Below are 26,712 nucleotides of genomic sequence, written 5' to 3'. Positions count from 1 at the left end.
CGAAATGATGCGGCTCGAGCGTTGTCGACAAGCAGGGCACCGTCGAACAGGCCAACTACGCTACGGTCACGAGCGGTCTCTTCGGGTACCGGATCATCTCGCTGATTCACCGTCACCAGGTCGCTCGCGCTCGAGTTGGCCAGAACGCGGACGACGGCCAACTGTATCGCCCCCGGCTTCACGCGGACGGAGATGGTCGACGCGCTCTCCGAGAACGTTCGGGGCGGCCTGCGCGAGGACATCCCGCTCGAGCGGTTCGCGACCGGCGATGAGATCGCCGGACTCGTCCGCTGTCTCGCGAGCGAGGAGTCGAGAGACGTCACCGGCGAAGTGATCGACGGTAACGGCGGCATCGACCTCCAGGGACCGGACGGCGTCTGCCTAGCGATTGCGCTTCTCGAGACCGCGAGAGCCGCCGACCGCACAGTTACAAGGTGAGCCGTGGACGATCCGTCCATGACGGATACCTTCGTCATCGTCGGCGGTGACGCGGCGGGAATGGCCGCGGCGAGCAAGGCCCGACGCGAGGATTCCGACCTCGAGATCGTCGTCTTCGAGAAGGGGGAGTGGGTCTCCTACGGCGCCTGCGGGCTGCCCTACTACGTCAAAGGAGAGATCCAGTCGCTCGAGGCGCTGGTCTCGGTCACACCGCAGGAGTTCCGCGAGGAACGCGACATCGACCTGCGGACGGGCCACGAGGTCGTCGCGATCGATCCCGACGAGCGGACGGTTACGGCCGAGAGTGACGATGGAGACGTCGTCCAGCCGTACGATCACCTGCTGCTCGCGACGGGCGCGGAGTCGGTCGTCCCGCCGATCGGCGGCGTCGACCTCGAGGGCGTCTACACGCTCGGGTCGATGAGCGACGGAAAGGAACTCCGGGAGTACGTCGCCCGCGCCCGCAGCGACGAGTCGTTCCAGCAGCCGGACCGGGGGCCGGCCTGCCGGTACCTCGAGGACTGCACCGGCCCGGTCGCCGTCGTCGGCGGTGGCTACATCGGTATCGAGATGGCCGAAGCGCTGGCCGCGAACGACTTCGAAGTCCACCTGTTCCAGCGCGGTGATCGCGTCCTGAAGGGGTTCAGCGAGGCGACCAGCGAGGCGGTGGCCGCCCACCTCCGCGACCAGGACGTAACCCTCTATCTCGGAAGCGAAGTCCGTGAACTCGCGGGCAGCGGGGCGTCCGACGACAGCGAGGGGCGAAGTCCCTCGAGCAATCGGACGCAGTCCGATGACGCCGGCGAGGTCGGTGCCGTCGTCACCGAAACCGAGCGAGTCCCGGTCGATATGGTCCTGCTCGGAACCGGCGTTCGCCCGCGGACGGCCCTCGCCGAAAACGCCGGCCTCGAGATCGGGCCGACGGGCGCGATCGCGACCGACGCTTACCGCGAGACGAGCGCACCTGACGTCTACGCCGCGGGCGACTGCGCGGAGGCCACCCACGTCGTGACCGGTGAGCCGACGTACGCGCCGCTGGCGCTGACGGCCAACCGACACGGCCGTGCGGTCGGCCAGACCGTCACCGGAACACCCTCGGAGGGCGGCGGCGTCGCCGGCACGGCCGCCGTGAAGGCATTCGACGTCGAAGCGGCTCGGACCGGGATCATCGATCCCGACGAGGCCCGAAAAGCCGGATTCGACCCCGTCAGCGAGACCATCACCGCGAAATCGCGCGCGGGCTACTATCCCGAGGGCGGCGACGTCACCGTCACGCTGACGGCCGACCGTGACTCGGGACGCGTGCTCGGGGCGAGTCTGGTCAGCGAGTACGGCGAGGGCGCGGTCCACCGCAGTCACGCGGTCGTCGGCGCCCTCGAGGCGGGCGCCACCGTCTTCGAACTCGAGAACTACGACCTCGCGTACGCGCCGCCGTTCAACACGACGTGGGATCCCGTGCTCGTCGCCGCGAAGGTGCTCGGCGGGGAACTGCGATGACGGGCCGTAGAAGCGTCGCTGTCGTTCGATAGCACTGCGTTCTCGACAACGCTCGATAGCGGCGAGTCCGTCTCTTCGAGCGGTGCGCGTCCGAGCAGGTCGTGGCGACGTTACTCGTCCTCTTCGACGATGACCGGACCGCGGTCGTCCTCGTCCGCTCCCCCGACGAGTCGCTCGATCTTGTCCTCGCTGAGGTCGTCGATGACGTCCACGGCGTCGGTCAGCCACGTGTACAGCCCGAGTTTGAACTGTCGACGGACCGCGTCCGCCGATCGATGCGAGTAGACGTTCACGCGGCCGCCATTAGAGAGCACGCGGGAGTGCTTCTCGACCATCCCTAGTTCGACGAGGTGGTTGAGATGGCGAGTGACGACGCTTCGGTCCCGATCGACCAGTCCCGTGAGTTCGTCGACCGTGAGTTCGTTCTCGGACATCAGGTGCCGACAGACCTCGAGTTCCGTCTCGGAGATGTCGAATACGGCCCGCATGAGATGCGACTCGTCCGGCGATTCGACGGGAACCGTCTCGTCGATCTCGTCCATCGGTTCCCCACAACACGTCGGCGCCGCGGACGCCAACTGGCACTCGCCGCACGACTGACAGGTGTACACGGCGAGTTCGGACTCGAAGGGTGCCATTGATCTCGATACACCGTCCCCGCAGTAAAGCCTTTCATGCTAGTCCGAGACATGTCTCTCGATCTGTGGCGCGAAGACCTGTCTCGCGTTCCACGAGTCGCTCGGGAGTTCCCGACGCTCCTCGAGGAACTCGAGACGGGCGGTCCCGTCGCGGCTCACTGGGCGATTCGCGACCGTTGAAACCCGCGTTCACCACGTTCAGGCCTGAGACGGAGCCGATCACCGGGCCGTCGTACTCGTTCACGCATCGCGGTACTGAAACCCGAGTGGGTATCTCCGTCGCGTCTGTGCGCGACTGATGCACGGTCGAGAGCTATTGAAATCGCTTCGCGGCGAGTGGACCGATACATGAGCGATACGCCCGCCCTGTCGACGAACACCGCACCGGAAGCCGCCAAGGACGTTCCGCCGAGCGCCAAACTCGTGTTGACCGTCCTCGTTCACGAAGGGACCCTCACTCAGTCCCGACTCGCGGAGGAAACGATGTTACCCGCTCGGACGGTTCGCTACGCGTTGAACCAACTCGAGGACCGCGACCTCGTCACCTCGGAAATATCGTTCATGGACGCCAGACAGAACGTGTATTCCCTCAACGACGAGCGGTTTGCAGAAGCGGCGTCACGGTGACCTCGGTCGCGAACTTCGAAACGACGGCGACGAACGCGGGCGAGCCGATCACGGCGTCTCTCGAGTGAGCCCGCGAACACGTCCGAATTCCGACCGACCCCAACCGCTAATGACCTCGCCGTTGCAGCGTGGCACGTCATGGATTACGAGACGTGGGCAGACGAGCAGGAGACGACGACCGTCAGCGTCGACGAGCACGACCTCGAGGTCGCCTACTACGACGACGGTGACGGCGAACCGATACTGTTTTGCCACGGCATTCCGACGTCGTCGTTCCTCTGGCGCGACGTCGCACCGCCGCTGTCCGACGAGTACCGAGTGATCGTCCCGGACATGGTCGGGTACGGGAATTCGGCGATGCACGACGGCTTCGATCGCTCGATCCGCGCCCAGGAGGCGATGATCGACGGGTTAGTCGACGAACTGGACCTCGAGCCCCTCTCGTTCGTCGGGCACGACCTCGGCGGCGGCGTGGGACTTCGCTACGCCGCTCACGAACCCGACGCGGTCGAGAACCTCGTCCTCTCGAACGCCGTCTGCTACGATTCCTGGCCGATCGAGACGATCCTCGATCTCGGACTGCCCGCGACCATCGACGAGATGAGCGTCGACGACGCCCGAGAAATGCTCGAAGGGGTCTTCCGTGAGACCCGCTACGACGACCCGAGCGAAGAATTCGTCGACGGGATGCTCGACCCGTGGGACTCCGAAGCAGCGATCGTCTCGCTCTCGCGCAACGCGATCGGGACCAACACGAGTCACACGACCGAGATCGATCCGAGCGAGATTTCGGCTCGAACGCTCCTCCTGTGGGGCGCCGAGGACGAGTTCCAGCCCATCGAGTACGCCGAGCGGCTGGAAGAAGACGTTTCCGACGCCGAACTCGTCGGGTTGGACGAGGCGAGTCACTGGGTCATGGCCGATCGGCCCGACGCCTACGGCGATCGGCTCCGCGAATTCCTCGACGGGGCCTAAATCGGGGCACGACTATCCCGCTTCACACGCGGTTTCGATCGGGTCGTCGATCCATCGCTCGAGTCCGAAGCCGTGGTCGGTCTCGAACGATCTCCGACCGCGAGATCTCCCGGAAGTAGGTTGCGAACCCTCCGGGCGGTCATCTACGAGGTGGTGTCGTTCCTATCGGTGCTGGATTCTAGGTGATGACGGCGCTCGATAGACGATCCGACCGCCGGATGGCTATCGGGTTTCTGTCGTCGCCCGTCGCGTACGGCGTCGTCCCCGGATACTGCCTCGGATCGCTCGCAATCCCGACTCCCTCCTCCGTATCGAATCTGTGTCGCCGCTAGTAGAGGTCCACTCAAACGGCGGTACCACGTCGTTGGGCGAGTCGTATTAGACGCCGAGTGCATTTGCGAGTTCGTAGAACGATTCGACGGTCAGATCCGGCGTTCCAGCGACCGCCTCCCACGGCCGTCCCTTCCGGTCGACCCACGCACCCTGCATGCCGGCGTGTTTCGCTCCCATGACGTCGTACCAGCCGGCGGTAACGTGAACGATTTCGTCGATCGGTGTTCCAGTTCTCGCTGCCGCGTGGCGATAGAGTTCGGCGGCGGGCTTGAACGTCTCGACCTCGTCGGCGCTGATCGTATCCGCGAGGAGATCGTCGATACCGGCGTGGGCGACCATCGAAGACAGCATGTCCGGGTCCCCGTTCGAGACCACGTAACAATCGTAGCCGCCCTCGTGGAGCCGTTCGATCCCGTCTCGAACGTCGTCGAAGACCTCGAGTTCGTGGTAGACCGCCAGTACCTCGTCGCGTTCATCTTCCGTGATATCGACGTCGAACACGTCCAGCGCGTACTGGAGCGCGTCCCGGTTCATCTCGTAGAACGGTTGGTACGCGTCGAGGTAGTTCGCGACGAGCGTGTACTCGAGCGATCGGAGTCGCCACAGCGTCGATACCGGTTCGGGGTCGTCGACGTGATCCGTGAGGGCCTGCACGGCGGCATCGACGTCGACGATGGTGCTGTACGAATCGAACGTGATCGTCGTGACGCGATCGGGAGCGAACGCCATACGGTTGGTATACGGGAACGAGACGCATAGTTCTCGTGTATTCCGGAAAACCGGTGTCAACGGCCGAACTATCGGCTACTCGCCGAACGGGTCCTCGTAGTCGTTCCGGATGAAGTACCGGACCCAGTTCCCGTAGGTGCGGTCGGCCGGATGGTCCGCGACCTGTTCGAAACGGACCGTCCCCTCCTCGTCGATGACGTACACGCGCGAGATACCGATGAGGCCGTGACTCGTCTCCTCGGTCCCGCTGTACCGGTCGGCGACCTCGCCGTCCGGATCGGCGTGCAGTTGGATATCGAGGTCGTACCGATCGCGCATCTCGGCGACGCGCGGCAGGGGGTCGGTGGTGACCGGCAGAATGTCTACGTTGTCGTTGAACCAGAGGTCGTAGGCGACCTCGCTGAACGTCTGGAGCTGTTCCGCGTCGATTGCGCAGCAGGCGGAGTGCAGACCCCGTCTAAATCACGGAATGCACGATCAGTGCACGACCGGGATAGAACTTTGTGGCTCGTCGGTCGAGGTAAGTGCGATGCTCGTTATCCACGCGACGTTTCCGGTCGAGCCGGACAGCCGCGACGAGGCCCTCGAACTCGTACGGGATCTAGCCGAAGACTCCCGGGAGGAGGACGGTATTATCGACTATCGAGTCGCGACGGACGTCGAAGAGCCGAACGTGTTCCGGTTCTTCGAACGGTACGAGGACGAAGCCGCCTTCGGCGCGCACGCCGAGACCGACCACTTTCAGGCGTTCGAGGAAGCGCTCCCGGATCTGCTTGCGGGCGAACCGGACGTCACCCGCTTCGACGTCGAATCGTCGTCGCCGGTCGAACTGTGACCGCCGAGAGGGATCGCCATCGCTTTTGATCGGAATCCGGAGTCTCGACGAGTTCGTTACTCCCGTCCGGCCGCGACGGCGGCCAGCGATGACAGTGCGTCCGAGACGGTATCCAGGCGGTCGTCCTGATCCTCCACGCCGTGTCGGTCCGCGAGATAGGTCGGATCATTGTAGGTTACCGTGACGGTACCGTCCGCTCGTTCCGTAACGAGCAGTTTTTGCGGGAGATCGATCGCCAGCGTCCGGCCCGCCTGCATCAACGGCGTTCCCAGTTCCGGGTTGCCGAACACCAGCACGGTCGTCGGCTCGAGGTCGCGATCGACCGAGTCGGCGTTGGCCTCGTGGTCGAACTCCGCCAGCAGACCGAGGTCGTCGTTACCTTCGATGGCGTCTCTCACGCGTTCGACGGACGTCTCGACGTCGGCGTCGCTCTCCACGGTTACGAGTCCGTCGTCCGATCCACCGTCGGCGAGCAGCCGTCGGCTGTCGGTACCGGTAGCGTCCCTTCCGTCGTCGTCACTCGGTGACTTCCCTGGCATCACGTAGACGACGACCCCACGGGGTATAATGCTGACCCGGTCGTGTGCTGAAGCGACACACAGCGAAATTCCGTTTTCCTCGTCACCGTCTTCCTCGACGGTCCCTCACCCGGTGAGAAACGCCTCGAGGCGGTCGCGGTACGCGTCCGGCCGGTCCTCGGTCACCCAGTGACCGGCGTCCTCGAGCGCGACGACCTCGCCGCCGATATCGTCGACGAGTCGTCGGCCGTCCTCGACCGGCTGTTCCTCGTCCGCCGCGCCCCACAGACACAACAGATCGACGTCGATGGCATCGTACTCGATCTCGGTCGTGTGGTTCGTGTTCGTCGCCACGGAGGCGCGGGCCAGCGCCCGCTGTCCGTCGTCTCGGAGCCATGGCGCGGTCATTCCGCTGACCCACTCCGGCTCCGGGTCGGCCCGTTCGAGTCCGTCGACGAACGCGCGATCGAGTCGCTCGCGGAACGCGTCGGGATCCATCTCGAGCGTCCGCGGCAGTCCCAGCGAGGTGATGTACTCCACCGGCCAGGAGCCGTACGCCGTCGCGTTCGAGAGGACCAATTTGTCGATCCGCCCCTCGGTATGCGCGGCGTACCGGAGCGCGACTCCGCCGCCGAGGTCGTGCCCGACGACGTGGAACGCCTCGAGTCCCAACTGATCGACGAGATCGGCGACGGCCTGCTCCTGAGCGCGGATCGAGCGGTCGAACGCGTCGCGCCGATCGCTGTTTCCGTAGCCGACGAAGTCCGGGACGATCGTCCGGAACCGATCCGACAACTGCGGCGCGATCCGCCGCCAGAGAAACGACCACGTCGGGATACCGTGGAGAAACACGACTGGCTCTCCGTCTCCCTCGTCGCGGTACGCGACCGACAGCTCGTGGCCGTCGACGGTGACGATCGCCTCCGCTTGCGACTCGGACCAGGTATCGTGGTTCACGTGCGCTCGTTCGACGGTACCCGTGAAAGTGCTGTGCCGGTCGGTCGCCGGCCGTTCCCGCGACGGCCGAGCCGATCGATCGGCGAGGTCGACCCGGTTCCGAAATCCGCCACGAGCCTGCGGGTTTAACCGGCTCTCTCCCGTGAAAGAGTACCAATGGACTCGCCGAACGTGCTGCTGATCCACTGCCACGACCTCGGGCAATACATCGGGTGCTACGACGTCGACATCGAGACGCCGAACCTCGAGCGGTTGGCCGACGAGGGCGCCCGGTTCGCCAATCACTTCACGACCGCACCGCAGTGTTCGCCGAGCCGCAGTAGCCTCTTCACCGGCTGCTATCCCCACGTGAACGGGCTCCTGGGACTGGCGCATACTGACTGGGAACTCGACACCGAGCGGACGCTTCCACAGCGGTTGTCGGACGCCGGCTACGAGACCCACCTGTTCGGCCTCCAGCACATCTCGGAGTCGCCCGAGAATATCGGGTACGACGAGATCCACACGGCCGGTCGCCTCTCTCCGAACGTCGCTCCGGAGTTGCACTCGGTCAACCGCGCGGCCGACGTCGCGGACACCCTCTCGCAGTACCTGAACAGCGGGCTCAACTCTCCGTTCTTCGCGTCGGTGGGGTTCTTCGAGGCCCACCGGCTGGAGACGGACGAACCGGACGAGGAGGAAGGGGCCGTCCTCTACGGGTACGGCGATCGCTACGACGCGGACGACCCAGACGAGATCGAGGTACCCGGCTACCTGCCCGACGAACCGGGCATTCGCGAGGACCTCGCGGCCATGCGAGGGATGGTGTACGCCGTCGACGACGCCCTGGGAACGATCCTCGATGCCCTCGAGTCGGCGGGCCTCGAGGAGGAGACGCTCGTGCTGTTCACGACCGAACACGGTATCGCGTTCCCGCGGGCGAAGGGCACCTGTTACGATCCGGGCGTCGAGGCGTTTCTGCTGGCGCGATACCCGCCGCTGATCGACGGCGGGACGGTCTACGAGGAACTGGTGAGCAACGTGGACGTCATGCCGACGGTTCTCGACCTCGCGATCGGCGAGACGCCGGCCGACATCGACGGCTACAGTCTGGTCCCGCTGCTCGACGACGCCCGGACGTACTCCCCGCGCGACCGCGTATTTGCGGAGATCACCTGGCACGGAACGTACAACCCGATTCGGGCCGTCCGGACGGAGCGGTTCAAGTACATCAGGAACTTCTGGCATAACCCGCGCGTGTTCCTCCCGAACGACGTCTACGCGAGCCGAGCGGGGAAGGAGGTTCGGGGCCGCTACGGCCGCCCGTCGCGGGTGTTCGAGGAACTGTACGACCTCGAATCCGATCCGCACGAGCGGGAGAACGTCGCCGACGAGGCGGACTACGAACAAGTGCGAGCCAAGCTGGAGTCGACGCTCGCCACGTGGATGCACGAGACGGACGATCCGATACTCGAGGGGCCGGTCCGTCCCGACGATTACGACGAGATGTTCGACGGCCTCGAGTAAGACGGCGCTCGCGACGGTTCGAGGGCGCGTCGTTCGTTCCGGTCACAATGGCGAGCGAGCGGTCGGATCCCCGACTATGAGAGGGCAGCCCCGCGTCTTTTCCCGCGAGGACCGATAGCGTGCGCGATGCCAGTAGCAGACGAGATCAGGACGACGGAGTCCGTTCGCGAACACTCCAGCGTCGCCGGTGAGACGGCCGTCGTGACGGGTGCCTCGAGCGGTATCGGACGGTCGATTACGGAGACGTTCGTCGCGGACGGCGCCGACGTCGTCATCTGTTCGCGGACGCGGGACGACGTCGAGGCCGTCGCGGACGAACTCAACGGGGCCGACCTCCCCGGCTCGGTCCATCCCGTCGAGTGCGACGTCACCGATCGCGAGGACGTCGAGACGCTCGCCGAGGCGACGCTCGAGGAGTTCGACACCGTCGACGTCCTCGTCAACAACGCGGGCGGGGCCGGCGAGGGCGGGCCCCTGCAGGAGGTCGCCCCCGAGGACTGGGGCGGGATCGTCGAGGTGAACCTCACGGGCACGTACAACGTCACCCGCGCGTTCGCCGACGCGCTCCGGAGCGACGGCGGGGCGATCGTCAACACGTCCAGTATGGCCGGTCGCTACGGCGTCGCCGGGATGGGCCCGTACAGCGCCGCGAAGGCGGGCGTCAGCGCCCTCACCCGGACGCTCGCCGTCGAGTGGGCCGACGACGACGTCCGCGTGAACGCGGTCGAGCCCGGATTCATCGCGACGCCGGTCCGCGAGGCGTTCGGTCTCGACGAGATTCCGGACCGAGACGCGGTCGCTCGGGAGGTCGGTTCGCCTCACGAGGTCGCCGACCTCGTCCGTTTCCTCGCGAGCGACGCCGCCTCGTTCGTGACGGGACAGACTCTCTCGCCGACCGGCCCGCCGAACACGTTCGAGCCGCCCGAACCGTAGCCCGGTGCGCCTCGAGGACGTCTTCGCCGCGGGCGAACAGTCCGACCCGCGCGCCTCGCTCGCCGAAGGCCCGCGCGGTCGCCCGACCGACGCTCGCCGACGCGCCCGTGATCACGATGACGTTCGACTCGGTGGATTCGCTCCGGTCGGCTACCCCCGTTTCCCGGACGCCCGGTCCGGATAGACGTCCTCCTCCGGGACGTGGTCGCTGACCGGCGGATCCCTGCCGAACACGTTTGCGACGATACCGCGGTTGTTCGAGAGCGTGTGATAGGTCTTCTCGCGGAGCCAGTTGTACGTCGTGAACCGTCGCAGGAACTCGATCGGCCGTCTGGGGAGGACCCCCGCGATGACGAGCGCTTCCTCGGTCGCGGCGCCACAGGAGTACACCGCGTCTTCGGTGAGCAACTGCGCACACTCCTCGAAGTCCTCCGGAAGGTGTTCGCGTTCGAAGTCTCTCAGGCGCGACTCCCCGTCTTGGACTTCCGAGAGCCTGACCGGCTGGATATTCCCTCGGCGAACGGCGAACGTCGCGGACCACGTACAGAAGTAACAGTCATCGTCGTAGACGAGCTTCGGAACGTATTCCATGGTTCGAACGTAACACGGCCGCCAAGCCCGTGAAACTTCGCTCTATGATAGCTTTCGAGAACGGTCAGTTCTAGTTCTGTAGTATTGCCGATTCGCACTGTGCACGGGCCGCATTTTTCCTGCTGGCCGCCGAACGAACCGGTATGTACAACGGTCCCCTTATCGGTTCCGTCGCGTCGGTCACCTCGGTCCGTACCGCGGGTGATATCGGTGACTGAGTCCGACGCCTATCCGCCGATCGAGGCCTACGCCCTCGTCGGCAACCTCGAGACGTGCGCGCTCGTCGCGCCGGACGGCTCGGTCGACTGGTTCCCGTTCCCGCACCTCGAGTCGCCGAGCATCCTCGCGGCGGTCCTCGACGCCGAGCGCGGCGGCCGGTTCCGGATCGCGCCGAGCGACTCCTTCGAGACGGACCGGCGGTACGTCGACGACACGAACGTCCTCGAGACGACCTTTCGAACCGACGACGGCGCGGTGACGATGACGGACTTCCTGCCGCCGGCCGGACGAACCGGCCACCCGAAGAAAGTCCTCTACCGCAAACTCGCCTGCTCGGACGGACCCGTCGATCTCGCGGTCGACCTCGAGCCGCGGTTCGATTACGGTCGCGCGGAGACGTCGATCGAATCCACGGAGCGGGGCGTTCTCGCCGAGGGAGACGAGGAACGGACGCTGCTCGAGAGCCCGACTGACCTCGAGATCGGAGACGGTCGAGTCACCGGCGAACTGTCGCTCCAGGACGGCGACGAGGAGTGGTTCATGCTCCGGTGTACGGGCGCCGAAGACGCGGACACGGATCCCGAGGCCGCGCTCGAGGAGACGCTCGCGTTCTGGACCGACTGGGCCCACAGCTGCGACGACGGCGACTGCGCGTTCGAGGGAGCGTGGCACGATCCGGTCGTTCGTTCCGAACTCGTCCTCAAACTCCTCACCCACGCCGAATCGGGGGCCATCGCCGCCGCGCCGACGACCTCGCTTCCCGAGGACATCGGCGGCGTCCGCAACTGGGACTACCGGTTCAACTGGCTGCGAGACGCCGGATTCACCGTCCAGGCGCTGATGAACCTCGGCACGGCCGACGAGGCGAACCACTACTTCGACTGGTTCATGGACCTCTGTCAGGCCGACGATCCCGAAGCGATCCAGCCGCTGTACAGCCTTCACGGCGAGTCGGACCTCGAGGAGCGAGAACTCGAGCACTTCGAGGGCTATCGCAACTCCCGTCCGGTCCGGATCGGGAACGGGGCCGCCGAGCAGCGCCAACACGACACTTACGGGGAACTCCTGCTGGCCGTCGACGAGATGCACCGACACGGTCGCGAACTGGACGCCGACGAATGGGAGCGGATCCGCGATATCGTCGACTACGTTCGCGAGATCTGGGACGAACCGGACGCGGGCATCTGGGAGGTCCGCGGCGGGGACGAGCACTTCGTCTACTCGAAGGTCATGTGCTGGGTCGCCCTCGATCGCGGGATCGCGCTCGCGACCGACGGCGGCTACGACGCACCCCTCGAGGAGTGGCGCGAAAGCCGCGAGCGGATCAAAGCGGATGTCCTCGAGAACGGCTACGACGAGGACGTCGGCGCGTTCGTCCAGTCCTACGGGTCGGACGCGCTCGACGCGACGGGGCTGTTGCTCCCGATCGTCGGCTTCCTGCCCTTCGACGACGACCGCGTGCAGGGAACGATCGACGCGACCGAGGCGACGTTAGTCGAGGACGAGGTGTTCGTCCAGCGGTACGACGGCGACGACGGCCTCCCGGGCGACGAGGGCGCGTTCGTCCTCTGCTCGTGCTGGCTCGTCGACGCGCTCGCGCTCTCCGGACGCGTCGACGAGGCACAGTCGCGGTTCGAGACGGTGCTCGAGTACCTGAACCCGCTCGGACTGGTCGCGGAGGAGATCGATCCCGAAACGGGTGCCCACCTCGGGAACTTCCCGCAGGCGTTCAGCCACATCGGGATCGTCAACAGCGCCATCTATCTCGGCTACGTGCGGGGGAACGAGACGCCCGGACCGGCGCCGATGGGGATTCGGCTCGGCGATCCGGTCGGGCTCCCGAGCGATAGCCCCTAGTTACCCTCCGACCTCGATTCCGCCCCGCATGCTCTGGGGGTGGACCTGACAGTAGTACTCGCTCATCTCCTCGCTAGCGGTGAACGTGACCGTCTGCGTGGCCCCCTGCTCGCTGACGAGTTCGGACGCGAGGAGGTCCTCCCCGTTCGCGTCTTCGATCGCGAAGTTGTGCTGGAGCCCGTCGCCGTTCTCCCAGACGAGCGCGTACTCGGTTCCGGCCTCGAGTTGCAGGGTCGGATTCGCTTCGCCGGAGATCGCGTCGGGCGCAGCGCCCTGCCACGCCGACGCCTCGCCGACCAATTGGAAGTCGGCGTCTCCGCCGTCCGATCCCTCGGACTCCGACGCCTCGTTTTGCTCCTGCCCGGGGTACTCCCAGTCGTCGAACGGTCCCTCGACGAGTTCCTCCTGCTCCCACATCGCGTGGATGAACGGCTGGGTCTCGCCGTTGGGGAGTTCCATCGCGGTCGGCACCGGGTCGTAGACGGGTCCCTGGTCGGTCGGTCGGATCGGTAACACCACGCCGTGCGTGTGGTGGATCCGCCCCGCGATCGTCTCGTCAGGCGTGAGCGGCAGTTCCTCGTCGAGGGGCATCCGGTATCGCTCGTCGCGCACCGTCTGGGTCGTCATGAAGTGGATGACGCGGAACCCATCCTCGGTTGCCAACTCTCCGTTGACGTTGACGTTACCGACGCCCCACGACGCGCCGTAGGTGTACGCCTGTGGAAACAGCGGCGAGCCGGTCCCGGTGATCCCGTGAAGTTGCTGGCCCTGCAGGACGCCCCCGCCCGTCTCGTAGCCGGGAATGGGCGGTTGCACGACGTGGTCGTGTTCGATTTCGTACTCGTTGCCCGCCGGGTCGGTGAACTGCGCGTCGAGGTCGACCGCATCGGTCGTCTCGCCCGGTTTACCGGGGAGATCGTACGGCTGGTGATCGTGGTAGGTAATCTCGAACGAACCGCTGGTCACTTCGGCATTATCGCTGTACAGCGTCGGTTCGGTAAACCGCTCCTGAGCGATGCCGTCCGACTCTCCGTCTTCGATCGGTTCCCGGGCCTCCTCCGGCGCGGCCACGAGCGGCGGAAGGTCCTGCAGGAGCTGCGGAATCGCCTCGTCGAGCGGTTCCGGCATCCCCTTCGCCTGTTCGATGCGCGCCTCGAGCAGGTCGGTCCCTCGCAGCGGGTTTTCGGGCGTTCCGAACACCTGCGGGCTCAGCCGCCGCTCGCCCGGCAGCACCCAGTAGAAGGCGTTGCCCGGTTCCTGTCGCACCGTGACGCCGTGCCCGGAGTCGGCGGTCCCGTCGCCGCCGTCGTCAGTCTCGTGTTGGTCGAACGCCGGCCGGTTCGATCCTGCCCCGACGCGTCCGACGAGCGCACCGAACGTCGTCGCGCCGCCGGCTGCGAGCAGCGCTCGCCGCGCTACGCCGTCGTTCGAATCGTTTTTATTCGTCATGTGTTACCACACCTGGATGCCCGTCGATTCGGGAAAAGAAAGGAGAGAATCGTTGTGGCACGGCAAGTGCTCATTCACGTAATACTTTTGTAGGACTCGTTCCGAGCCCGGGCGCACCCGAGCGATCCCGGTCGAGATCGACGCGGCTAACCCTCTCTTACCGGTTTGAACGTCGGCGAAAAGGGTCAGTACCGGATGGCGGCGTCGAGCGGGTACCGGCGGGTCGATCGAGGCTCGCGGGTACGCCGCGCCTCGAGTCCCGATCGATCGTTCGAACTCTCGGCTCGAGGAGGGGCTCTCGAGGGATCTCAGAACGTGATGATCTCGTAGTCGTCGTCGACCAGCGACCGCATGCTGGGATGCCCGTCGTTCTCGTCGATGCGCACGAGGCCCGCGTCCTCGACCGCGTCGTCGGCATCGAACGCTCCGGCGCAGTAGTCACAGACGGCCGCTTCGTCCTGGACGGACCGATAGAGGTCGTGGTAGTCGTGGTTCTCGTCCTCGAGTTCTTCGACCCACTGCGTGGCGGCGCCGTCGAAGATGAGTTCCAGATCGTCTTCGTCGTTCTCGGAGAACTCCTTGGCTGCCTCGAGGCCGTTGACCAGTCGACCGGTATCTGCGTGCGATTCGGTGCCCGCGAGAATGACGATGGCTGCGTTTACCATTGCACTCGAACGCAGGCGACCTGCGCATAAAACGGGCCGGCGCCCGTGTGCGCTCGATGCATCACCGCCGGGATCGAGTACCCTGGGACCCCGGACCGAGATTCCGGGGTTAGTGGTCGTGATCGTGGCTGTGGCCCCCCTCGTGATCGTGCTCGTGGCCCCCATCGTGACCGTGATCGTGGTCACGACCGCCGCGGGTGAACTGCCCCGAGAACGCCCGCTGAACGACCTCCGATAGCGCGGGGTGGATGTGCACCGACTCGCGGATGTCCCGGACCGTCCCCGACCCGGCAGTCATCGCGACGACGACCTCCTCGATGAGGTTCGACGCGTTCGGGCCGACGATGTGACAGCCCAGGATCTCGCCCTCGAGGGAGAGGAGCGGCTTGACGAACCCCTCTGCGTTCATCGCCGAGCCGCGGGCCGTCTCCTCGTACCGGTACGTTCGCTTGGCGTAGTCGCGATCGGCGGCCCGCAGTTCCCCCTCGGTCGCGCCGACGCCAGCCACCTCGGGCGAGGAGAAGACGGCGAAGGGCATCGCGGTGTAGTCGACCGGCTCGAGGTCGTCGCCGAAGAGGTTGCGCGCGACGGCCTGCGCTTCGTGGTTGGCGTTGTGCTTGAGCAGGTACTCGCCGACGATATCACCGAGCGCCCAGACCCCCTCGGCGGTCGTCCGCAGGTACTCGTCGGTCTCGACGAAGCCCAGTTCGTCAGTCTCGATCCCCGCCGCGCTCACGTTCAGGGTGTCGGTGTTCGGGACGCGTCCGGTCGCGACGAGCAGTTCGTCGCCGGTGACGGTGACGCGCTCGGCCACCCCCTCGCCGCTCTCGGGCCCCGGATGCGGAGTCGACTCCGCTTCCGCCTCTGCTTCGGGACCCGGATACGGTTCCGCTTCGACGGTCACCTCGCCGTTCGACGACGAGACCGCGGTGGCCTCGTATCCCGTATAGACGTCGAACCGATCGGCGAAGCGGTCGGTGAACTCGGCGGCCACCTCCTCGTCGGCGTCGGGCAGCAGTTGCGGTCGACGGCCGACGATCGAGACGTCGCTACCGAACGCGCCGAAGAACTGGCCCAGTTCGGCCGCGATGTAGCCGCCGCCGATCACGACGAGGTGGTCGGGCGGTTCCTCGAGTCGCAGCGCTTCCGTGCTCGTCAGGTAACCGACGTCCTCGATGCCGTCGACCGCCGGAACGCCGGGCCGGGTCCCGGCCGCGACGAGGACCGTCTCGGCGGTCACCCGCTGGCCGTCGCGGTCGCCGCCCGAGAGTTCGAGCGTCCGGTCGTCGACGAACCGGCCTTCGGCCTGATAGAGGTCGTGCTGCGAGGACGACTCGAGACCCCGGCGGATCGATTCGGAACTCTCCGCGACGTCCTCGTTGACCTCTCGAACGATCTCTGCGAAGGCGACGTCGTCCACCGAGGCTTCGATGCCGAACTCCTCGGCGCGCTCGACCGTCTCGAGGACCTCCGCGCGGTACAGCAGCTTCTTCGAGGGGATACAGCCGCGGTTGAGGCAGGTACCGCCGAGCCGTCCCTTTTCGACGACGGCGACCGACTGGCCCCGCTGGGCGGCCGCGTTCGCCACGTCCAACCCCGACCCGGAACCGACGACCAGAAAATCGTACTCCTCCATGATGAGAGGTGGCACGCCTGCGGTAATGAAGCACAGGCCGGAATGCCCACGTTGGGGAACTGCGCGCCGTTGCAGGCGCTCGAGCACTACACCAGCGCCGAGAGCGCGAGGACGACGGCGGCCGCGAGGACGGGATAATCGAGCCGCGAGAGCGCCAGCGCGGGGAGGGTGGGGTTCCACGCGAAACACCGCGCCTGCATGGCGAGCGCGAGGCGGTCGGCCCGGTCGAACGCCCGCGTGAGGCCCAGCAGCCCGAGCGTACTCGCGCGGTCGACGGCGCTGCGCTGATCGCCAAGTCGGGCCGCCATCGCGTCGCGGATCGTCCGGAGGTCGGCCTGCAGAACCGGGAGGAACCGGAAGACGAGGGCGACGCCGACGCCCAGTAGCTGACCGGGTTTGCCGGGAACCGTCCGCTGTATCGCCGCTCGAGACGCGCGGACCGGCGTCGAGCGGACGTAGGCCGCGCTGACGAGCAGGACGAGCAGGACGCGGTAGCTCGCCCGCGCGGAGGCCAGCCCGTCCGCGCGGTCGATCCACGGCGATCCGAGAGTGACGGCGGCGAGCAGCGGCGCGAGCGCGAGGAAGACCAGCGCGAAGCGGTAGGCGTACAGCGTCTCGAGCAACGAGACGCGAGCGGCGAACAAGATCAGCGCTGTCACGACGGAGAGGGCGACCAGTGCCGGAAGCTCCGTATGGGCCAGCGCGGTCGCGGCGAACCCGAGCTGGACCGCTAGCTTCGAGCGGGGGTCGAGTCGGTGGGCCAGCGTGTCGTCGGATTCGTAGGTGAGCATCGTCGGTAGGTCGAAGCGGACGCGAACGGTCAGGTGTCGACGTCGGGGACGCGAACCGCGAGATCGGACAGCGCCTCGAGCGCGCGTGCGGGGTCGTCGTCGACGACGATCCGACCGTCGGCCATGCCGACGACGCGGTCGGCCAGTTCGAGCACGTCCCGGAGGTCGTGCGTCGAGAGCAGGATTCCGGTGCCGTCGGTCGACAGCGCCTCGAGTCGGTCGAGGACCGATCGTCGAGACGGATCGTCGAGACCGGTGAACGGTTCGTCGAGGACGAGATGGGTGGGGTTCATCGCGAGCGCGCCGGCGATGGCCACGCGAGACTGTTCGCCCCCCGAGAGCGCGTCGATGCGCTCGTCCCCGCGACCGGCCATGTTGACGGCCTCGAGGGCCTCGGTGACGCGGCGGTCGATCGCGTCGCGCTCGAGACCGAGGTTCTCCGGGCCGAAGGCGACGTCGGCGCCGACCGTCGCGGCGACGAACTGGTCGCGGGGGTGCTGGAAGACCATGCCGACGCTCGAGCGGGCGCCGACGAGGTCGTCAGCGACCGGCGTCCCGTTCACGAGCACCGCGCCCGCGTCGGGCGTCAACAGCCCGTTGCAGTGGCGCAACAGCGTCGTCTTCCCGCTGCCGTTGGCGCCGGCGAGGAGGACGAACTCGCCGTCGTCGACGGTGAGCGAGACGTCCTCGAGAACGGGCACGTCGTCGAACGCGTACGAGACCGATTGGAACTCGATCATCGCGTCCTCGCCGGGACGGTCGACGGCGCTCGAGCGATCACGAGTCGACCGGTTCGAGTCGCCCCGTCCTGACGATCGCGATCGCGGCGACCATCTTGAGCAGTTCCGCGGGAACGAACGGGAGCGCGTAGCCGGCGATCGCCTCCCAGGGCTCGAGGTGCTGGAGCCACGCCGCGTACCCCGCTCCCATGCCGTAGATGACGATCGTTCCGGCGACGAGCGCGACGACGACGATCGGCAGGGGGACGTCCGCGGGGTTCCGGAGGTCGGTGCCCCGGTGGACGACGGCGCCGATCAGCGCCGCCGCGACCGGGTACGACCAGAGGAAGCCGCCCGTGTGTCCGACCAGCGGACCGAACCCGGCCTCCATCCCGGAGAAGACCGGCAGGCCGGCCGCGCCGGCGGTCAGATAGCAGAGCATCGAGACGGCTCCCCAGACCGGCCCCAGCACGAGTCCGGCGAGGAAGACGAACAGCACCTGTAACGTGATCGGCGCCGGCGAGAACGGGTACGGTATCGTCACGAATATCGACGCCCCGACCAGCGCCGCGAGCACCGCCGCGCGAGCGAACTGCCTGACGACGTCCCCCTCGACGAGTTCGACTGCGTTTCGTTCCGTTGCCATACGAGTGGCACTCTCGTAAACCGAGTTCAACACTTCGGTTTCCGAAGGAAGAGACAGCCCGCTGTCAGTTCCGGGTGGTCGGTACGACGCCGGCGCCGCAAGGAACGGCGAAACAGCGCGCTTCCGCCCGACAGTCGGACCGGTGCGGTGTCGGCACCGACGACGAACGCGGATTCCCACGAGAGTCGGGCTACCCGTCCGTCTGCAGCCACGACGACGACGATCGTGAGGGGCGTAATGGCCTATTACGTTCGATTTCTGACCGAAACGACCGCGGGGCTTATGCAGTCGTTCGGACCGATGATGGGAAACCGATGCTATCTGTATGTCGACGGTTCGAACCGGGGTTGCACGACAGTTCGGTAGGGACACGCTGCACGTCGAAACGGGACCGGCGCGAAACGCGGTTTCTCGAGCGATCGGTCGGTAGCCGAGGCCAATCACCCCTCGTGAGGAGGGGGAGCGGACAGGCTGTGACGCTGCCGCCGAAACGGAGTCCGAACGGCAGCCACACGGGCAGCGGAGGGGCCGAATCATGAACCAGGGCCTCGGTGCCGCGATCGGGGCGGTCGCGGTCGCGATCCTGGTGGTCACGAGCGTGCTGGCGCTGCCGTTGCTGGGCGTCAGCGTCGGTCCGTTCGACGACGGCGGTAGCGAATCCGTCCAGCAGGAGAACGGCGAGACCGAGTCGACGGAGACCGATACCGACGACGGCGAGTCGCTCGAGTTGGTGTCGATGGAACCGACGACCGACGCCGACGGAACCGAGGCGAACGCGAACGGCTCGGGCGCTGAAGGCGGCACCGACGCGGAGGGTGCCGAGGGCGGCGCCGACGCGAGCGCGTCGCTCGCACAGGAGCAGGTCGACGCGGTCGAGGCCGGCGTCGACGAGGGGATCGAACTCGCCCAGTCCCAGGGCGTCGAGGTGACCCAGGAACAGCGCGAGGCGGCCGTCGAGGGCGCCCGCGAGTCGGTTACCCGGCATCAGGGGGCCGACGCCGAACAGGTGCAGTCGGCCACGGCGGGCGCCGTGCACGGCTCGCTGATGCAAGAACAGGCGGTCGAGGCCGAGCAGGTCCAGTACGCCGTCGGCGGGGCGACCGACGGTGCCCTCGCCCAGCACCAGTCCGTCGAGGCGAGCCAACTGCAGAGCGCGGCGTGGGGCGCGACCCACGGGTCGATGGCCCAGAGCCAGCGCGTCGAGGTCGAGCAACTGCAGGTCGCGGCCCGCGGCGCCGCCGCGGGGGCCGCCCACGAGGCCGGCGAGTCGGGCGTCGACTCGACGCCGAAGATCCAGGAAGCCGCGCAGGGGGCGTCGTACGGCGCCCTCGAGCAGTACCAGACGATCACGGTCGAACAGCGCCAGCGGGTCACCCTCGAACACGTCCAGAACGCGGCGGCCGGCGCGTCCTCCGGCGCGCTCGAGGGCAGTTCCGAGGCGGCCGTCGACGAGGAGCAACGCGACGAAGCCGAACAGTACCAGCGGATCGACATCAAGCAGGTCCAGAAGGCCGCGATAGGGGCCGCGAAGGGCGCGCTCGTCCAGCGCCAGGAGGTGACCGTCGAGCAGACCCAGGCGGCCGCCCACGGTGCGGCCAAGGGCTCGTTGAAACGACTCCAGACGGTCAGCGCCGAGCAGGTCCAGCGCATCTCGATCACGCAGATTCAGGAGGCCTCGTTCGGCGCCGCCAAGGGTTCGATCCACCAGAGTCAGTCGGCCACGGTCGAGCAGATTCAGGCCGCCGCCGACGGCGCCGCGGGCGGGGTCCTCGTCCAGCAACAGGAGATTTCGATCACGCAGATTCAGTACGCCGCGTTCGGCGCGTCCCAGGGCGCGATCGAGTCGGCCGTCCAGTACCAGGAGATTTCGATCACGCAGATCCAGGCCGCCGCGTTCGGCGCTGGCGAGGGTGCGGTTCTGCAGAAACAGGTCGTCGACGTCACGCAGGTGCAGATGCTGGCCAGTGGCAGCGCCAGCGGCGCCCTCTCCCAGTACCAGTCGGCGACCGTCGAACAGATCCAGTTCGCGGCCCGTGGCACTGGTCAGGAGATCGCTCAGGTGATCCAGTACCAGCGGATCAGTATCACGCAACTCCAGATTCTGACCCAGGAGACCGCCGCGGACGCCACCGCGTACGTGGCCCAGGAGGGGATCGACGACGTCGGCGAACTCGAGCAGTACCTCGAGGACGACCTCGAACAGCGTCTCGACGACGTCGAGGAACGCGAGGGTGAGGCGTCGATCACGTTCGACGATCAGGAGAGCGACGGCGAGTCGGTCGTCGTCGACGAGGTCGACCTCTCCGACGGCGGCTTCGTCGCGATCTACCCGAGCGACGCCGCCGCCGATCCGGCCGCCGTGATCGGCACGTCCGACTCGCTCGAGGCCGGCGAATACGGCAATGTCAGCGTCGACCTCGAAGAATCGATCGAGAGCGACCAGTCACTGGTCGCGGTGGTCCACCACGATACGACCGGCGACGGAACCTTCCAGTACGCGGAGAGCGACGGCCCGGAGGACGACCCCTACGTCGGTTCCAGCGGCTCGCCGGTGCTCGATACGGCGCTCGTCACGGTTGGCGGCGGTGACACACCGGAGGAGCCCAACGAGATGGACCCGGGCGAACCGAACGCGACGCTCTCGGTGACCGATCAGACCGGCGACGGCGAGTCGCTTGTCGTCGACGAGGCGAACGCAACCGTCGAGTACGTCCTCTCGGCCGAGTACGACGGCGACCGCGTCGACAGCGATTCGTTCGAGGCGAACGAGACGGTCTCGAACGAGACGCTCGACCTCGAGCCGCCGCTTTCGGAGAACGCGACCGTCGACGTCTCGATCCGCGCGGCAGACGACGACGCGGTGTTGGCGAACGACTCGATCGAGTACGCGCTCGAGGAGGAGGACGATAATCTCGTCACTACTGCTAACGAGGCAGAACTTGCAGTAACTGACTTCGAGATCGACGTTGGTGAGGGGAATCAATCGGATGAATACGTTACGTTACAGAACACCGGCAACAATACCATCGACTTCTCGGGGTGGACACTACAGGATCGATTGAACGAGGGAATCGTCGATACCCCCGGCGGTGGAAGCGCATTGGAGTTTCCTGACGGCTTCGTGCTTCAACCTAATGCGGAAGTGACGATCGTTACGGGTTCTGGCGAGAATACGGAAGAGACTCTACACTGGGGTATTGAACGTCCGGTCTGGAACGCTTCCGGAGACGAGGTTGTCGTTCTCGATAACGACGGAGATATCGCTCTACAGGAACCGATTGAAGCCGAAGAATCGAACGAGTCGGAGCCGTCGGCAACCCTCGAAGTGGCCGACCAGACGGGTGACGGCGAGAACCTCACCGTCGAGTCGGCGAACGCGTCGGTCGAGTACGGCCTGACCGTCACCGACGCGGACGGCGAGCAACGCGCGGCGACCGACACGTTCGCGGCGGGCGAAGCGGTTTCGAACGAGACGCTCGACCTCGAGCCGTCGCTCGAGGAGAACGCGACGCTCGACGTGAGCGTCGTCGACGGAGCGGGGGCGGAACTGGCGACCGACACCCTCGAGTACACCGTCGCGAACGAAACGGAGCCGTCGACGGCGTTCGAGGCCGAGTTCGTCGACTGCTCGCGGGCCGAGGTCACCGGTTCGTTCGAGGACGGCGACACCATCGTCGTCGCGACCGGCTTCTACGAGTCGAGCGGCTTCGGGAACTCGATGGGCGAGTACGCGATCACGGTCGGCGACCACGTCGACGCGCCGCTCGAGGGAACGGTCACGTTCGAGACCGGCGACGAGTTCGCGGTCGCAGAGACGGACGACGGCGCGAACGTGACGGTGCCCGAAGGCGAGTTCGGCGCCGCGATGACCGGCTTCGCCTCGCCGGACGCGATAGCGGGCGATATCGACCACCCGAACCCGCAGGGGCGCGAGTGCCTCGACGAGGTCCGGCCCGAACAGCCGACTATCTCCGTCGAGAACGCGACGCCCACCGAGGACGGCATCGCGGTCACGTTCGGCTACGACAACCCGAACGACGCCCAGCTGTTCGCGGACAGCGAGTTCGTCGAGGGAACCACCGACGACGTCCCCGTCGAGGAACTCGAGCCCGGGGCCAACAACTTCACCGTGGAGTGGACGCCCGAGAGCGACGACGAGCGACTCGTCTGGGAGGTCGGGCTGAGCCACTACGACTACGAGGAGACGCTGACCGCCGAGACGCCGCCGGCCGGCGAGATCCAGTCGGCCGACCCGTCCAATCAGACGGTCGGGATCGAGGACGCCCCCGAGGAATCCGAGACGACGGCGACACAGGAGCCGACGGGCGATGAGCCGACCGAACCGGAGGAACCGACTGAGCCGACGGAGCCCGCCGACGCCGGAGAATCGGCTAACTCGACGGAACCCGCTGCACCGACGGAGCCTGCTGAACCGACGGAACCGGCAGAGCCCGCCGAATCGACTGAGCCGTCTGAGCCGGCCGAATCGGATCCGTCCGCAGAAGCGCAGGAGCCCGCCGAAACGCAAGAAACACCCGAGGAACCGACCGAACCGGAGGCGCCGACCGAATCAGAGACGCCGGCCGAACCCGACGCACCGGGGCCGGAGACGGAATCGGACGGGAACGCGTCCGCGGCGTAGGTTCGCGGCACTTCTTCTATTAGGGAAATCAGCGCCGGGTCGTTCCGTCCGTTTTCGCTGCTACCGCGGCAGCGGCGACGGTGACGATCGAACGCGTCGCTTCCGTTTCGGTCGCGACGGTCGGAAAATTCCGCTCGAGTCGATTCTCGGCGCGATTCGGCGGTCGTATTCGAGGCTCCTCGCGACTGACGTTTCGTCGGTCAGTGCTGGTGTCCGGTCGCTTCGCCGTAGGTGACGCCGAAGCGTTCCTCGAACAGTTCCATAACGCGGGCTTCCTGGGCCTCGAGTTCCGCGTCGGCGTCCTCGCCGTGGTGGACGATGTGGTGGGCGCGGCTGGCGAAGGAGAGCAGCGCGATGTCGCCGATCGTTTCGGCGTCGCTCTGATCGCCCTCGGCGACGAGGTCGACGAGCCCCGCGGGGATCGTGATGTCGTCGGTCGTGCCGTCGTCGGCGCTGATCTCGAAGGTCGTCGTCTCGACTTCCTCGGTCATACCCCTACCGTAGTGAACCGTCCCTAAAGGTGCTGTGGCTTGCGTCGGGTCGGGACGGGTGAAACCGTGGTGTCCCGTCGCGTTTTTGGCTCACTCGTCGCCCGCGGCGGCCCGCCGGACCGACTCCCACCGGCCCTCGGACTCGAGGTGGGACTGGAGTTCGTCGGCGTACTCCTGGGTGAGCCGTTCGGCCGCCCGTCGTTTCTCGGCGTCGGAGCCGCCGTCGTCACCGCCGCCCATGCCGAGGGCGTCCTTGATCGATCCGAGGACGCCGCCATCGCCGGAGCGGTCCTGCTGGTTGGGTCCCGGACCCCCCATCGCACCCATCCCGGTCGGCATGTTGTCGAGTTCGGGGATCACCTGTTCGACCTGCTCGGTGTTGGCGACGAGCTGCGCACGGTCGGGGTCGTCGGCCTCGTGGATCTCGAACTCCGTCGCGGTCATGATCAGACTCCACTGCTGGCTCGAGAACTGCGACTCGGTGATCCGCGAGGAGAACTGTTGATCGACGGTCATCCGCGCACCGACGATCCGATCCGTCCACGATGTGTCGCTCATGGCTATCGCTTCGCACGGGGGCGCTATCAGGGTTTTCATCGGGCGGCTCGCTCGAGTCGTCGAGACGCTCGCGACGAGCGTCTTCGATCCACGGATCGATACCGCCACAGGTCCGGCGTGCGGTGGCGCGCGCTGCACGAGCAGGACGCTCGAGCGCCACCGACTCGCCGCAAAAACGGATCGGAGTCAGTCGATTCGTTCGGAGGTTTCGGCGTATTTCCGCGAGAGTTCCACGTAGCGGTCGGCCGTCGCCTCGAGGTGGGACCCGTCCTCGATCTCGGTCTTCGGTTCCGCGGGCGCGCCGGTGACCAGCGTCGAGGGCGGGACCTCGGTCCCTTCCGTCACGACGCTGCCGGCCGCGACGACCGCTCCTTCACCGACGTGCGCGCCGTCGAGGACGACCGCGTTCATGCCGACCAGCCCGCGCTCGGCGACGGTCGCGTCGTGGACGATTGCGCTGTGACCGACCGTCGAGTAGGGCTCGAGTGCGGCGTGCTCGTGGAGGACGGCGTTATCTTGAATGTTCGCGCCCTCGGCCACGACGATCCGCCCGTGATCGCCGCGGATCGTCGTGTTCGGCCAGACGCTGGCGTCGTCCTCGATGACCACGTCGCCGATGACGACCGCGGCCTCGTCGACGTACGCCGAGTCGGCGACCTGTGGCTCTTTTCCGTCGAACGATCGTAGCATGTCCGCATCTGCCTCGAGGAACGCCTTGAACCTGACCATCGGGACCCGCGGGAGACGCACCTCGATCGGTGGTCGACGACTCGATACGCGACGTCTCACCACCCATCCCAATATTGTTTGGCACCGCGGCTATTGCACAGTCTCCCGAACCGAGAAGATGCAGCGGCGCCGCGTCACCGACGGGCGACGTTCCGCTGCTGTGTCATCCCACCCATCCCGAACCACCACGGGGCACCACCCCCGTCTTCGCTCCACGCCTCCCCCCAACGCGCTCCTGCTTTCGACCATCTGCTTCCGACTCCCCCATTTCGCTCCCGTCGCCTCGAGACGCGTCTCCAACCGTTATTCGTCCGGCAGTCGTTCGGAGAGACGGTCGAACCGGTCCTGCGCGTCGTCCCGTCGCTCCCGTTCCGCCGACGGCCGATACGTCAGTTCGCGGATGGGGTCGCTCTCCTTCGCGTCCCCTTCCTCGTCTCCGTCTTCCCCCTCGTCCTCGAGTTCCAGATCGAAGACGGCCCCCTCGTGTCGGCCGTCCTCGGGAAGGCGGTCGACGTCGAGGACGCGCTCGTCGACCACCGCGCCGTCGACCTCGAGTAGGAGCACGGCCGTCTCGCCGTCGACGATTCGATCGAGGACCGCGGTGTAGGTCTCGGTCATCGTCCCTGAGTAGGGGCGGGAACACCATCAACCACCGGTGCCGGCGGCTGTCCGAGCGCCGGCCGAACCGGCGCAGGTTCCTCGAGCGGCGGTCGCGGCTGGAGCGACGACGAGTGCTCGAGCGGTCCCCGTACCGAGGACGACGACTGCGCCTCGTGCTTTCGCTCGAGCAGCGCCGCCGGATCGGTCGGCCCCTCGCGTTCGGTCGTCACCGAGACGTTCTCGCCGTCGGTCTCGAGGACGATATCGCCGTGGACGCCGGTCCAGTAGGTCTCGATCCCGCGGTCGGCGAACGCCTCGAGCACCTCGTCGTGGGGGTGGCCGTACTGGGAGTCCAGCGCGCTCGAGACGACCGCGATTTCGGGGTCGACGGCCTCGAGGAACGGCGCCGTCGACGAGGTCGAAGAGCCGTGGTGGCCGGCCTGGTAGGCGTCGGCCGCGAGGTCCTCCGCGCGCTCGTCGACGAGGCGCCGCTCGGCGGTCTCCTCGGCGTCGCCCGTCGTCAGGTACGAGAAGCCGCCGTACTCGACGGCGAGGACGACGCCGTCGGCGTCGATGTCGTCCCCGCCGTCCTCGGGTGGGTTCAACACGGTCGCGTCGACCGACTCGTCCTCGAGGGGTAACGAGTCGCCGGCGGTGACCTGATAGAGCGAGACGTCGTACTCCTCGACCGCGTCGAGGTAGCGGTCGTAGGTCGCACTCGTGGACGCGACGCCGGGGTCGTAGACGGCCCCGACGCCCTCGCCGCGCTCCTCGAAGTGTTCGATGACGGCCGGATGACCGCCGATGTGGTCGGCGTGACCGTGGGTCGTGACCAAGTGGTCGATCCGGTCGATGCCTTCGGCCTCGAGGTAGTCGATGACTTCCCGACCGTCGGCCCGCCAGTCGCCCGTGTCGATCAGAATCGTCTCCCCCTCGGGCGTGATCAGCAGCGTCGAGTCGGCCTGTCCGACGTCGATGTGGTGGATCTCGAGCTCGCCGTCGGTCGCGTCGGGGGCGTCCTGGGCACCGTCGCTCGGCGCGATCGCACCGAGACATCCCGACAGGACGAGCGCTCCGGCGACCGTCGCGACCACGAGACCGCGGTGGCGTCGCATACCCGTTCCGACGAGGCC

At 66.9% G+C, this 26,712-nt stretch carries 25 protein-coding genes and 2 pseudogenes; 10 read left to right on the top strand and 17 right to left on the bottom strand.

The genetic code is table 11. The features are described from left to right. Positions 1-14: 14 nt before the first annotated feature. Both J0X25_RS20765 and J0X25_RS20760 read left to right on the top strand, forming a co-directional pair. Positions 15-360 (top strand): annotated as a pseudogene (locus J0X25_RS20765) (SDR family oxidoreductase); the annotation flags it as partial. A 96-nt stretch (positions 361-456) separates the two neighbouring features. After that, the gene (locus J0X25_RS20760) at positions 457-1,935 is read left to right on the top strand and encodes an FAD-dependent oxidoreductase (RefSeq protein ID WP_207289354.1); all 1,479 of its coding nucleotides are present in this window, start codon (positions 457-459) and stop codon (positions 1,933-1,935) included. Positions 1,936-2,045: 110 nt separating this feature from the next. On the opposite strand, the gene J0X25_RS20755 is transcribed toward J0X25_RS20760, so the two are convergent. Further along, positions 2,046-2,573 (bottom strand): helix-turn-helix domain-containing protein, encoded by a 528-nt coding sequence (locus tag J0X25_RS20755; RefSeq protein ID WP_207289353.1) that lies wholly within the window; start codon positions 2,571-2,573, stop codon positions 2,046-2,048. Between the two features lie 51 nt (positions 2,574-2,624). Between J0X25_RS20755 and J0X25_RS39780 the strand changes: the two genes are divergently transcribed. The 3 genes from J0X25_RS39780 to J0X25_RS20745 all read left to right on the top strand — a co-directional run bounded on the left by J0X25_RS39780 (position 2,625) and on the right by J0X25_RS20745 (position 4,175). Beyond that, positions 2,625-2,753, top strand: a complete 129-nt coding sequence (locus tag J0X25_RS39780) for a hypothetical protein (RefSeq protein WP_284145174.1) — start codon at positions 2,625-2,627, stop codon at positions 2,751-2,753. 168 nt (positions 2,754-2,921) lie between these two features. Beyond that, positions 2,922-3,200, top strand: coding sequence for a MarR family transcriptional regulator (locus tag J0X25_RS20750; RefSeq protein WP_207289352.1), 279 nt, complete (start codon positions 2,922-2,924; stop codon positions 3,198-3,200). A 138-nt stretch (positions 3,201-3,338) separates the two neighbouring features. Next, positions 3,339-4,175, top strand: coding sequence for an alpha/beta fold hydrolase (locus J0X25_RS20745; protein WP_207289351.1), 837 nt, complete (start codon positions 3,339-3,341; stop codon positions 4,173-4,175). A 378-nt stretch (positions 4,176-4,553) separates the two neighbouring features. Here the strand turns inward: J0X25_RS20745 and J0X25_RS20740 are convergent, their stop codons facing one another. Both J0X25_RS20740 and J0X25_RS20735 read right to left on the bottom strand, forming a co-directional pair. Continuing rightward, the gene (locus J0X25_RS20740; RefSeq protein ID WP_207289350.1) at positions 4,554-5,237 is read right to left on the bottom strand and encodes a haloacid dehalogenase type II; all 684 of its coding nucleotides are present in this window, start codon (positions 5,235-5,237) and stop codon (positions 4,554-4,556) included. Positions 5,238-5,312: 75 nt separating this feature from the next. Then, positions 5,313-5,672, bottom strand: a pseudogene (locus J0X25_RS20735) (peroxiredoxin family protein); the annotation flags it as partial. A 94-nt stretch (positions 5,673-5,766) separates the two neighbouring features. Between J0X25_RS20735 and J0X25_RS20730 the strand changes: the two are divergent. Then, the gene (locus J0X25_RS20730; protein ID WP_207289349.1) at positions 5,767-6,072 is read left to right on the top strand and encodes a putative quinol monooxygenase; all 306 of its coding nucleotides are present in this window, start codon (positions 5,767-5,769) and stop codon (positions 6,070-6,072) included. A gap of 56 nt (positions 6,073-6,128) precedes the next feature. On the opposite strand, the gene J0X25_RS20725 is transcribed toward J0X25_RS20730, so the two are convergent. Beyond that, a complete protein-coding gene (locus J0X25_RS20725) occupies positions 6,129-6,611 on the bottom strand; it encodes a DUF302 domain-containing protein (protein WP_207289348.1) in 483 nt (160 codons plus the stop codon). Positions 6,612-6,716: 105 nt separating this feature from the next. Then, positions 6,717-7,547 carry an alpha/beta fold hydrolase gene (locus tag J0X25_RS20720; protein ID WP_207289347.1) on the bottom strand — a complete coding sequence of 277 codons (831 nt, stop codon included), beginning with the start codon at positions 7,545-7,547 and terminating at the stop codon, positions 6,717-6,719. Positions 7,548-7,703: 156 nt separating this feature from the next. On the opposite strand from J0X25_RS20720, the gene J0X25_RS20715 reads away from it, so the two are divergent. Both J0X25_RS20715 and J0X25_RS20710 read left to right on the top strand, forming a co-directional pair. Further along, a complete protein-coding gene (locus tag J0X25_RS20715; RefSeq protein ID WP_207289346.1) occupies positions 7,704-9,053 on the top strand; it encodes a sulfatase family protein in 1,350 nt (449 codons plus the stop codon). 126 nt (positions 9,054-9,179) lie between these two features. Beyond that, positions 9,180-9,986, top strand: a complete 807-nt coding sequence (locus J0X25_RS20710; protein ID WP_207289345.1) for an SDR family NAD(P)-dependent oxidoreductase — start codon at positions 9,180-9,182, stop codon at positions 9,984-9,986. Between the two features lie 150 nt (positions 9,987-10,136). Here the strand turns inward: J0X25_RS20710 and J0X25_RS20700 are convergent, their stop codons facing one another. Beyond that, positions 10,137-10,577 (bottom strand): DCC1-like thiol-disulfide oxidoreductase family protein, encoded by a 441-nt coding sequence (locus tag J0X25_RS20700; protein ID WP_207289344.1) that lies wholly within the window; start codon positions 10,575-10,577, stop codon positions 10,137-10,139. A 210-nt stretch (positions 10,578-10,787) separates the two neighbouring features. On the opposite strand from J0X25_RS20700, the gene J0X25_RS20695 reads away from it, so the two are divergent. Beyond that, positions 10,788-12,653, top strand: a complete 1,866-nt coding sequence (locus tag J0X25_RS20695) for a glycoside hydrolase family 15 protein (protein ID WP_207289343.1) — start codon at positions 10,788-10,790, stop codon at positions 12,651-12,653. Here the strand turns inward: J0X25_RS20695 and J0X25_RS20690 are convergent, their stop codons facing one another. The 6 genes from J0X25_RS20690 to J0X25_RS20665 form a co-directional block, all read right to left on the bottom strand. Next, positions 12,654-14,102 carry a cupredoxin domain-containing protein gene (locus tag J0X25_RS20690; protein ID WP_207289342.1) on the bottom strand — a complete coding sequence of 483 codons (1,449 nt, stop codon included), beginning with the start codon at positions 14,100-14,102 and terminating at the stop codon, positions 12,654-12,656. Positions 14,103-14,410: 308 nt separating this feature from the next. Then, positions 14,411-14,767 carry a DsrE family protein gene (locus tag J0X25_RS20685; RefSeq protein WP_207289341.1) on the bottom strand — a complete coding sequence of 119 codons (357 nt, stop codon included), beginning with the start codon at positions 14,765-14,767 and terminating at the stop codon, positions 14,411-14,413. Between the two features lie 109 nt (positions 14,768-14,876). Further along, positions 14,877-16,403, bottom strand: coding sequence for a dihydrolipoyl dehydrogenase (locus J0X25_RS20680; protein WP_207289340.1), 1,527 nt, complete (start codon positions 16,401-16,403; stop codon positions 14,877-14,879). 86 nt (positions 16,404-16,489) lie between these two features. Continuing rightward, positions 16,490-17,194 carry an energy-coupling factor transporter transmembrane component T family protein gene (locus J0X25_RS20675; protein ID WP_207289339.1) on the bottom strand — a complete coding sequence of 235 codons (705 nt, stop codon included), beginning with the start codon at positions 17,192-17,194 and terminating at the stop codon, positions 16,490-16,492. A gap of 29 nt (positions 17,195-17,223) precedes the next feature. Then, on the bottom strand, positions 17,224-17,934 hold the full coding sequence (locus J0X25_RS20670; RefSeq protein WP_207289338.1) for an energy-coupling factor ABC transporter ATP-binding protein: 711 nt from the start codon (positions 17,932-17,934) through the stop codon (positions 17,224-17,226). Between the two features lie 37 nt (positions 17,935-17,971). Next, on the bottom strand, positions 17,972-18,559 hold the full coding sequence (locus J0X25_RS20665; protein WP_207289337.1) for a biotin transporter BioY: 588 nt from the start codon (positions 18,557-18,559) through the stop codon (positions 17,972-17,974). 535 nt (positions 18,560-19,094) lie between these two features. Between J0X25_RS20665 and J0X25_RS20660 the strand changes: the two genes are divergently transcribed. Continuing rightward, positions 19,095-23,201, top strand: a complete 4,107-nt coding sequence (locus tag J0X25_RS20660; protein WP_207289336.1) for a lamin tail domain-containing protein — start codon at positions 19,095-19,097, stop codon at positions 23,199-23,201. A 200-nt stretch (positions 23,202-23,401) separates the two neighbouring features. On the opposite strand, the gene J0X25_RS20655 is transcribed toward J0X25_RS20660, so the two are convergent. The 5 genes from J0X25_RS20655 to J0X25_RS20635 all read right to left on the bottom strand — a co-directional run bounded on the left by J0X25_RS20655 (position 23,402) and on the right by J0X25_RS20635 (position 26,694). Then, a complete protein-coding gene (locus J0X25_RS20655) occupies positions 23,402-23,692 on the bottom strand; it encodes a DUF7545 family protein (RefSeq protein WP_207289335.1) in 291 nt (96 codons plus the stop codon). Positions 23,693-23,782: 90 nt separating this feature from the next. Further along, the gene (locus J0X25_RS20650; RefSeq protein WP_207289334.1) at positions 23,783-24,250 is read right to left on the bottom strand and encodes a DUF5799 family protein; all 468 of its coding nucleotides are present in this window, start codon (positions 24,248-24,250) and stop codon (positions 23,783-23,785) included. A gap of 186 nt (positions 24,251-24,436) precedes the next feature. Next, the gene (locus tag J0X25_RS20645; protein WP_425600925.1) at positions 24,437-24,979 is read right to left on the bottom strand and encodes a gamma carbonic anhydrase family protein; all 543 of its coding nucleotides are present in this window, start codon (positions 24,977-24,979) and stop codon (positions 24,437-24,439) included. Between the two features lie 303 nt (positions 24,980-25,282). Beyond that, positions 25,283-25,597, bottom strand: coding sequence for a DUF3006 family protein (locus J0X25_RS20640; protein WP_207289333.1), 315 nt, complete (start codon positions 25,595-25,597; stop codon positions 25,283-25,285). Beyond that, entirely contained in the window at positions 25,594-26,694 is a 1,101-nt protein-coding gene (locus J0X25_RS20635; RefSeq protein WP_207289332.1) for a ComEC/Rec2 family competence protein, read from the bottom strand. The genes J0X25_RS20640 and J0X25_RS20635 overlap by 4 nt, the downstream gene beginning before the upstream one ends. Positions 26,695-26,712: the final 18 nt, after the last annotated feature.

Origin of the sequence: Haloterrigena alkaliphila (genome assembly GCF_017352155.2) — an archaeon.
Lineage (GTDB): Archaea > Halobacteriota > Halobacteria > Halobacteriales > Natrialbaceae > Haloterrigena > Haloterrigena alkaliphila.
This window is presented reverse-complemented; position numbering and strand designations above follow the sequence as displayed.

Excerpts from the sequence above, each read along its gene's own strand:
- J0X25_RS20760 (WP_207289354.1), top strand. The coding sequence starts at position 457 with ATGACGGATACCTTCGTCATCGTCGGCGGTGACGCGGCGGGAATGGCC.
- J0X25_RS20755 (WP_207289353.1), bottom strand. The coding sequence starts at position 2,573 with ATGGCACCCTTCGAGTCCGAACTCGCCGTGTACACCTGTCAGTCGTGC.
- J0X25_RS39780 (WP_284145174.1), top strand. The coding sequence starts at position 2,625 with ATGTCTCTCGATCTGTGGCGCGAAGACCTGTCTCGCGTTCCACGAGTC.
- J0X25_RS20750 (WP_207289352.1), top strand. The coding sequence starts at position 2,922 with ATGAGCGATACGCCCGCCCTGTCGACGAACACCGCACCGGAAGCCGCC.
- J0X25_RS20745 (WP_207289351.1), top strand. The coding sequence starts at position 3,339 with ATGGATTACGAGACGTGGGCAGACGAGCAGGAGACGACGACCGTCAGC.
- J0X25_RS20740 (WP_207289350.1), bottom strand. The coding sequence starts at position 5,237 with ATGGCGTTCGCTCCCGATCGCGTCACGACGATCACGTTCGATTCGTAC.
- J0X25_RS20730 (WP_207289349.1), top strand. The coding sequence starts at position 5,767 with ATGCTCGTTATCCACGCGACGTTTCCGGTCGAGCCGGACAGCCGCGAC.
- J0X25_RS20725 (WP_207289348.1), bottom strand. The coding sequence starts at position 6,611 with ATGCCAGGGAAGTCACCGAGTGACGACGACGGAAGGGACGCTACCGGT.
- J0X25_RS20715 (WP_207289346.1), top strand. The coding sequence starts at position 7,704 with ATGGACTCGCCGAACGTGCTGCTGATCCACTGCCACGACCTCGGGCAA.
- J0X25_RS20710 (WP_207289345.1), top strand. The coding sequence starts at position 9,180 with ATGCCAGTAGCAGACGAGATCAGGACGACGGAGTCCGTTCGCGAACAC.
- J0X25_RS20700 (WP_207289344.1), bottom strand. The coding sequence starts at position 10,577 with ATGGAATACGTTCCGAAGCTCGTCTACGACGATGACTGTTACTTCTGT.
- J0X25_RS20690 (WP_207289342.1), bottom strand. The coding sequence starts at position 14,102 with ATGACGAATAAAAACGATTCGAACGACGGCGTAGCGCGGCGAGCGCTG.
- J0X25_RS20685 (WP_207289341.1), bottom strand. The coding sequence starts at position 14,767 with ATGGTAAACGCAGCCATCGTCATTCTCGCGGGCACCGAATCGCACGCA.
- J0X25_RS20680 (WP_207289340.1), bottom strand. The coding sequence starts at position 16,403 with ATGGAGGAGTACGATTTTCTGGTCGTCGGTTCCGGGTCGGGGTTGGAC.
- J0X25_RS20675 (WP_207289339.1), bottom strand. The coding sequence starts at position 17,194 with ATGCTCACCTACGAATCCGACGACACGCTGGCCCACCGACTCGACCCC.
- J0X25_RS20670 (WP_207289338.1), bottom strand. The coding sequence starts at position 17,934 with ATGATCGAGTTCCAATCGGTCTCGTACGCGTTCGACGACGTGCCCGTT.
- J0X25_RS20665 (WP_207289337.1), bottom strand. The coding sequence starts at position 18,559 with ATGGCAACGGAACGAAACGCAGTCGAACTCGTCGAGGGGGACGTCGTC.
- J0X25_RS20660 (WP_207289336.1), top strand. The coding sequence starts at position 19,095 with ATGAACCAGGGCCTCGGTGCCGCGATCGGGGCGGTCGCGGTCGCGATC.
- J0X25_RS20655 (WP_207289335.1), bottom strand. The coding sequence starts at position 23,692 with ATGACCGAGGAAGTCGAGACGACGACCTTCGAGATCAGCGCCGACGAC.
- J0X25_RS20650 (WP_207289334.1), bottom strand. The coding sequence starts at position 24,250 with ATGAGCGACACATCGTGGACGGATCGGATCGTCGGTGCGCGGATGACC.
- J0X25_RS20645 (WP_425600925.1), bottom strand. The coding sequence starts at position 24,979 with ATGGTCAGGTTCAAGGCGTTCCTCGAGGCAGATGCGGACATGCTACGA.
- J0X25_RS20640 (WP_207289333.1), bottom strand. The coding sequence starts at position 25,597 with ATGACCGAGACCTACACCGCGGTCCTCGATCGAATCGTCGACGGCGAG.
- J0X25_RS20635 (WP_207289332.1), bottom strand. The coding sequence starts at position 26,694 with ATGCGACGCCACCGCGGTCTCGTGGTCGCGACGGTCGCCGGAGCGCTC.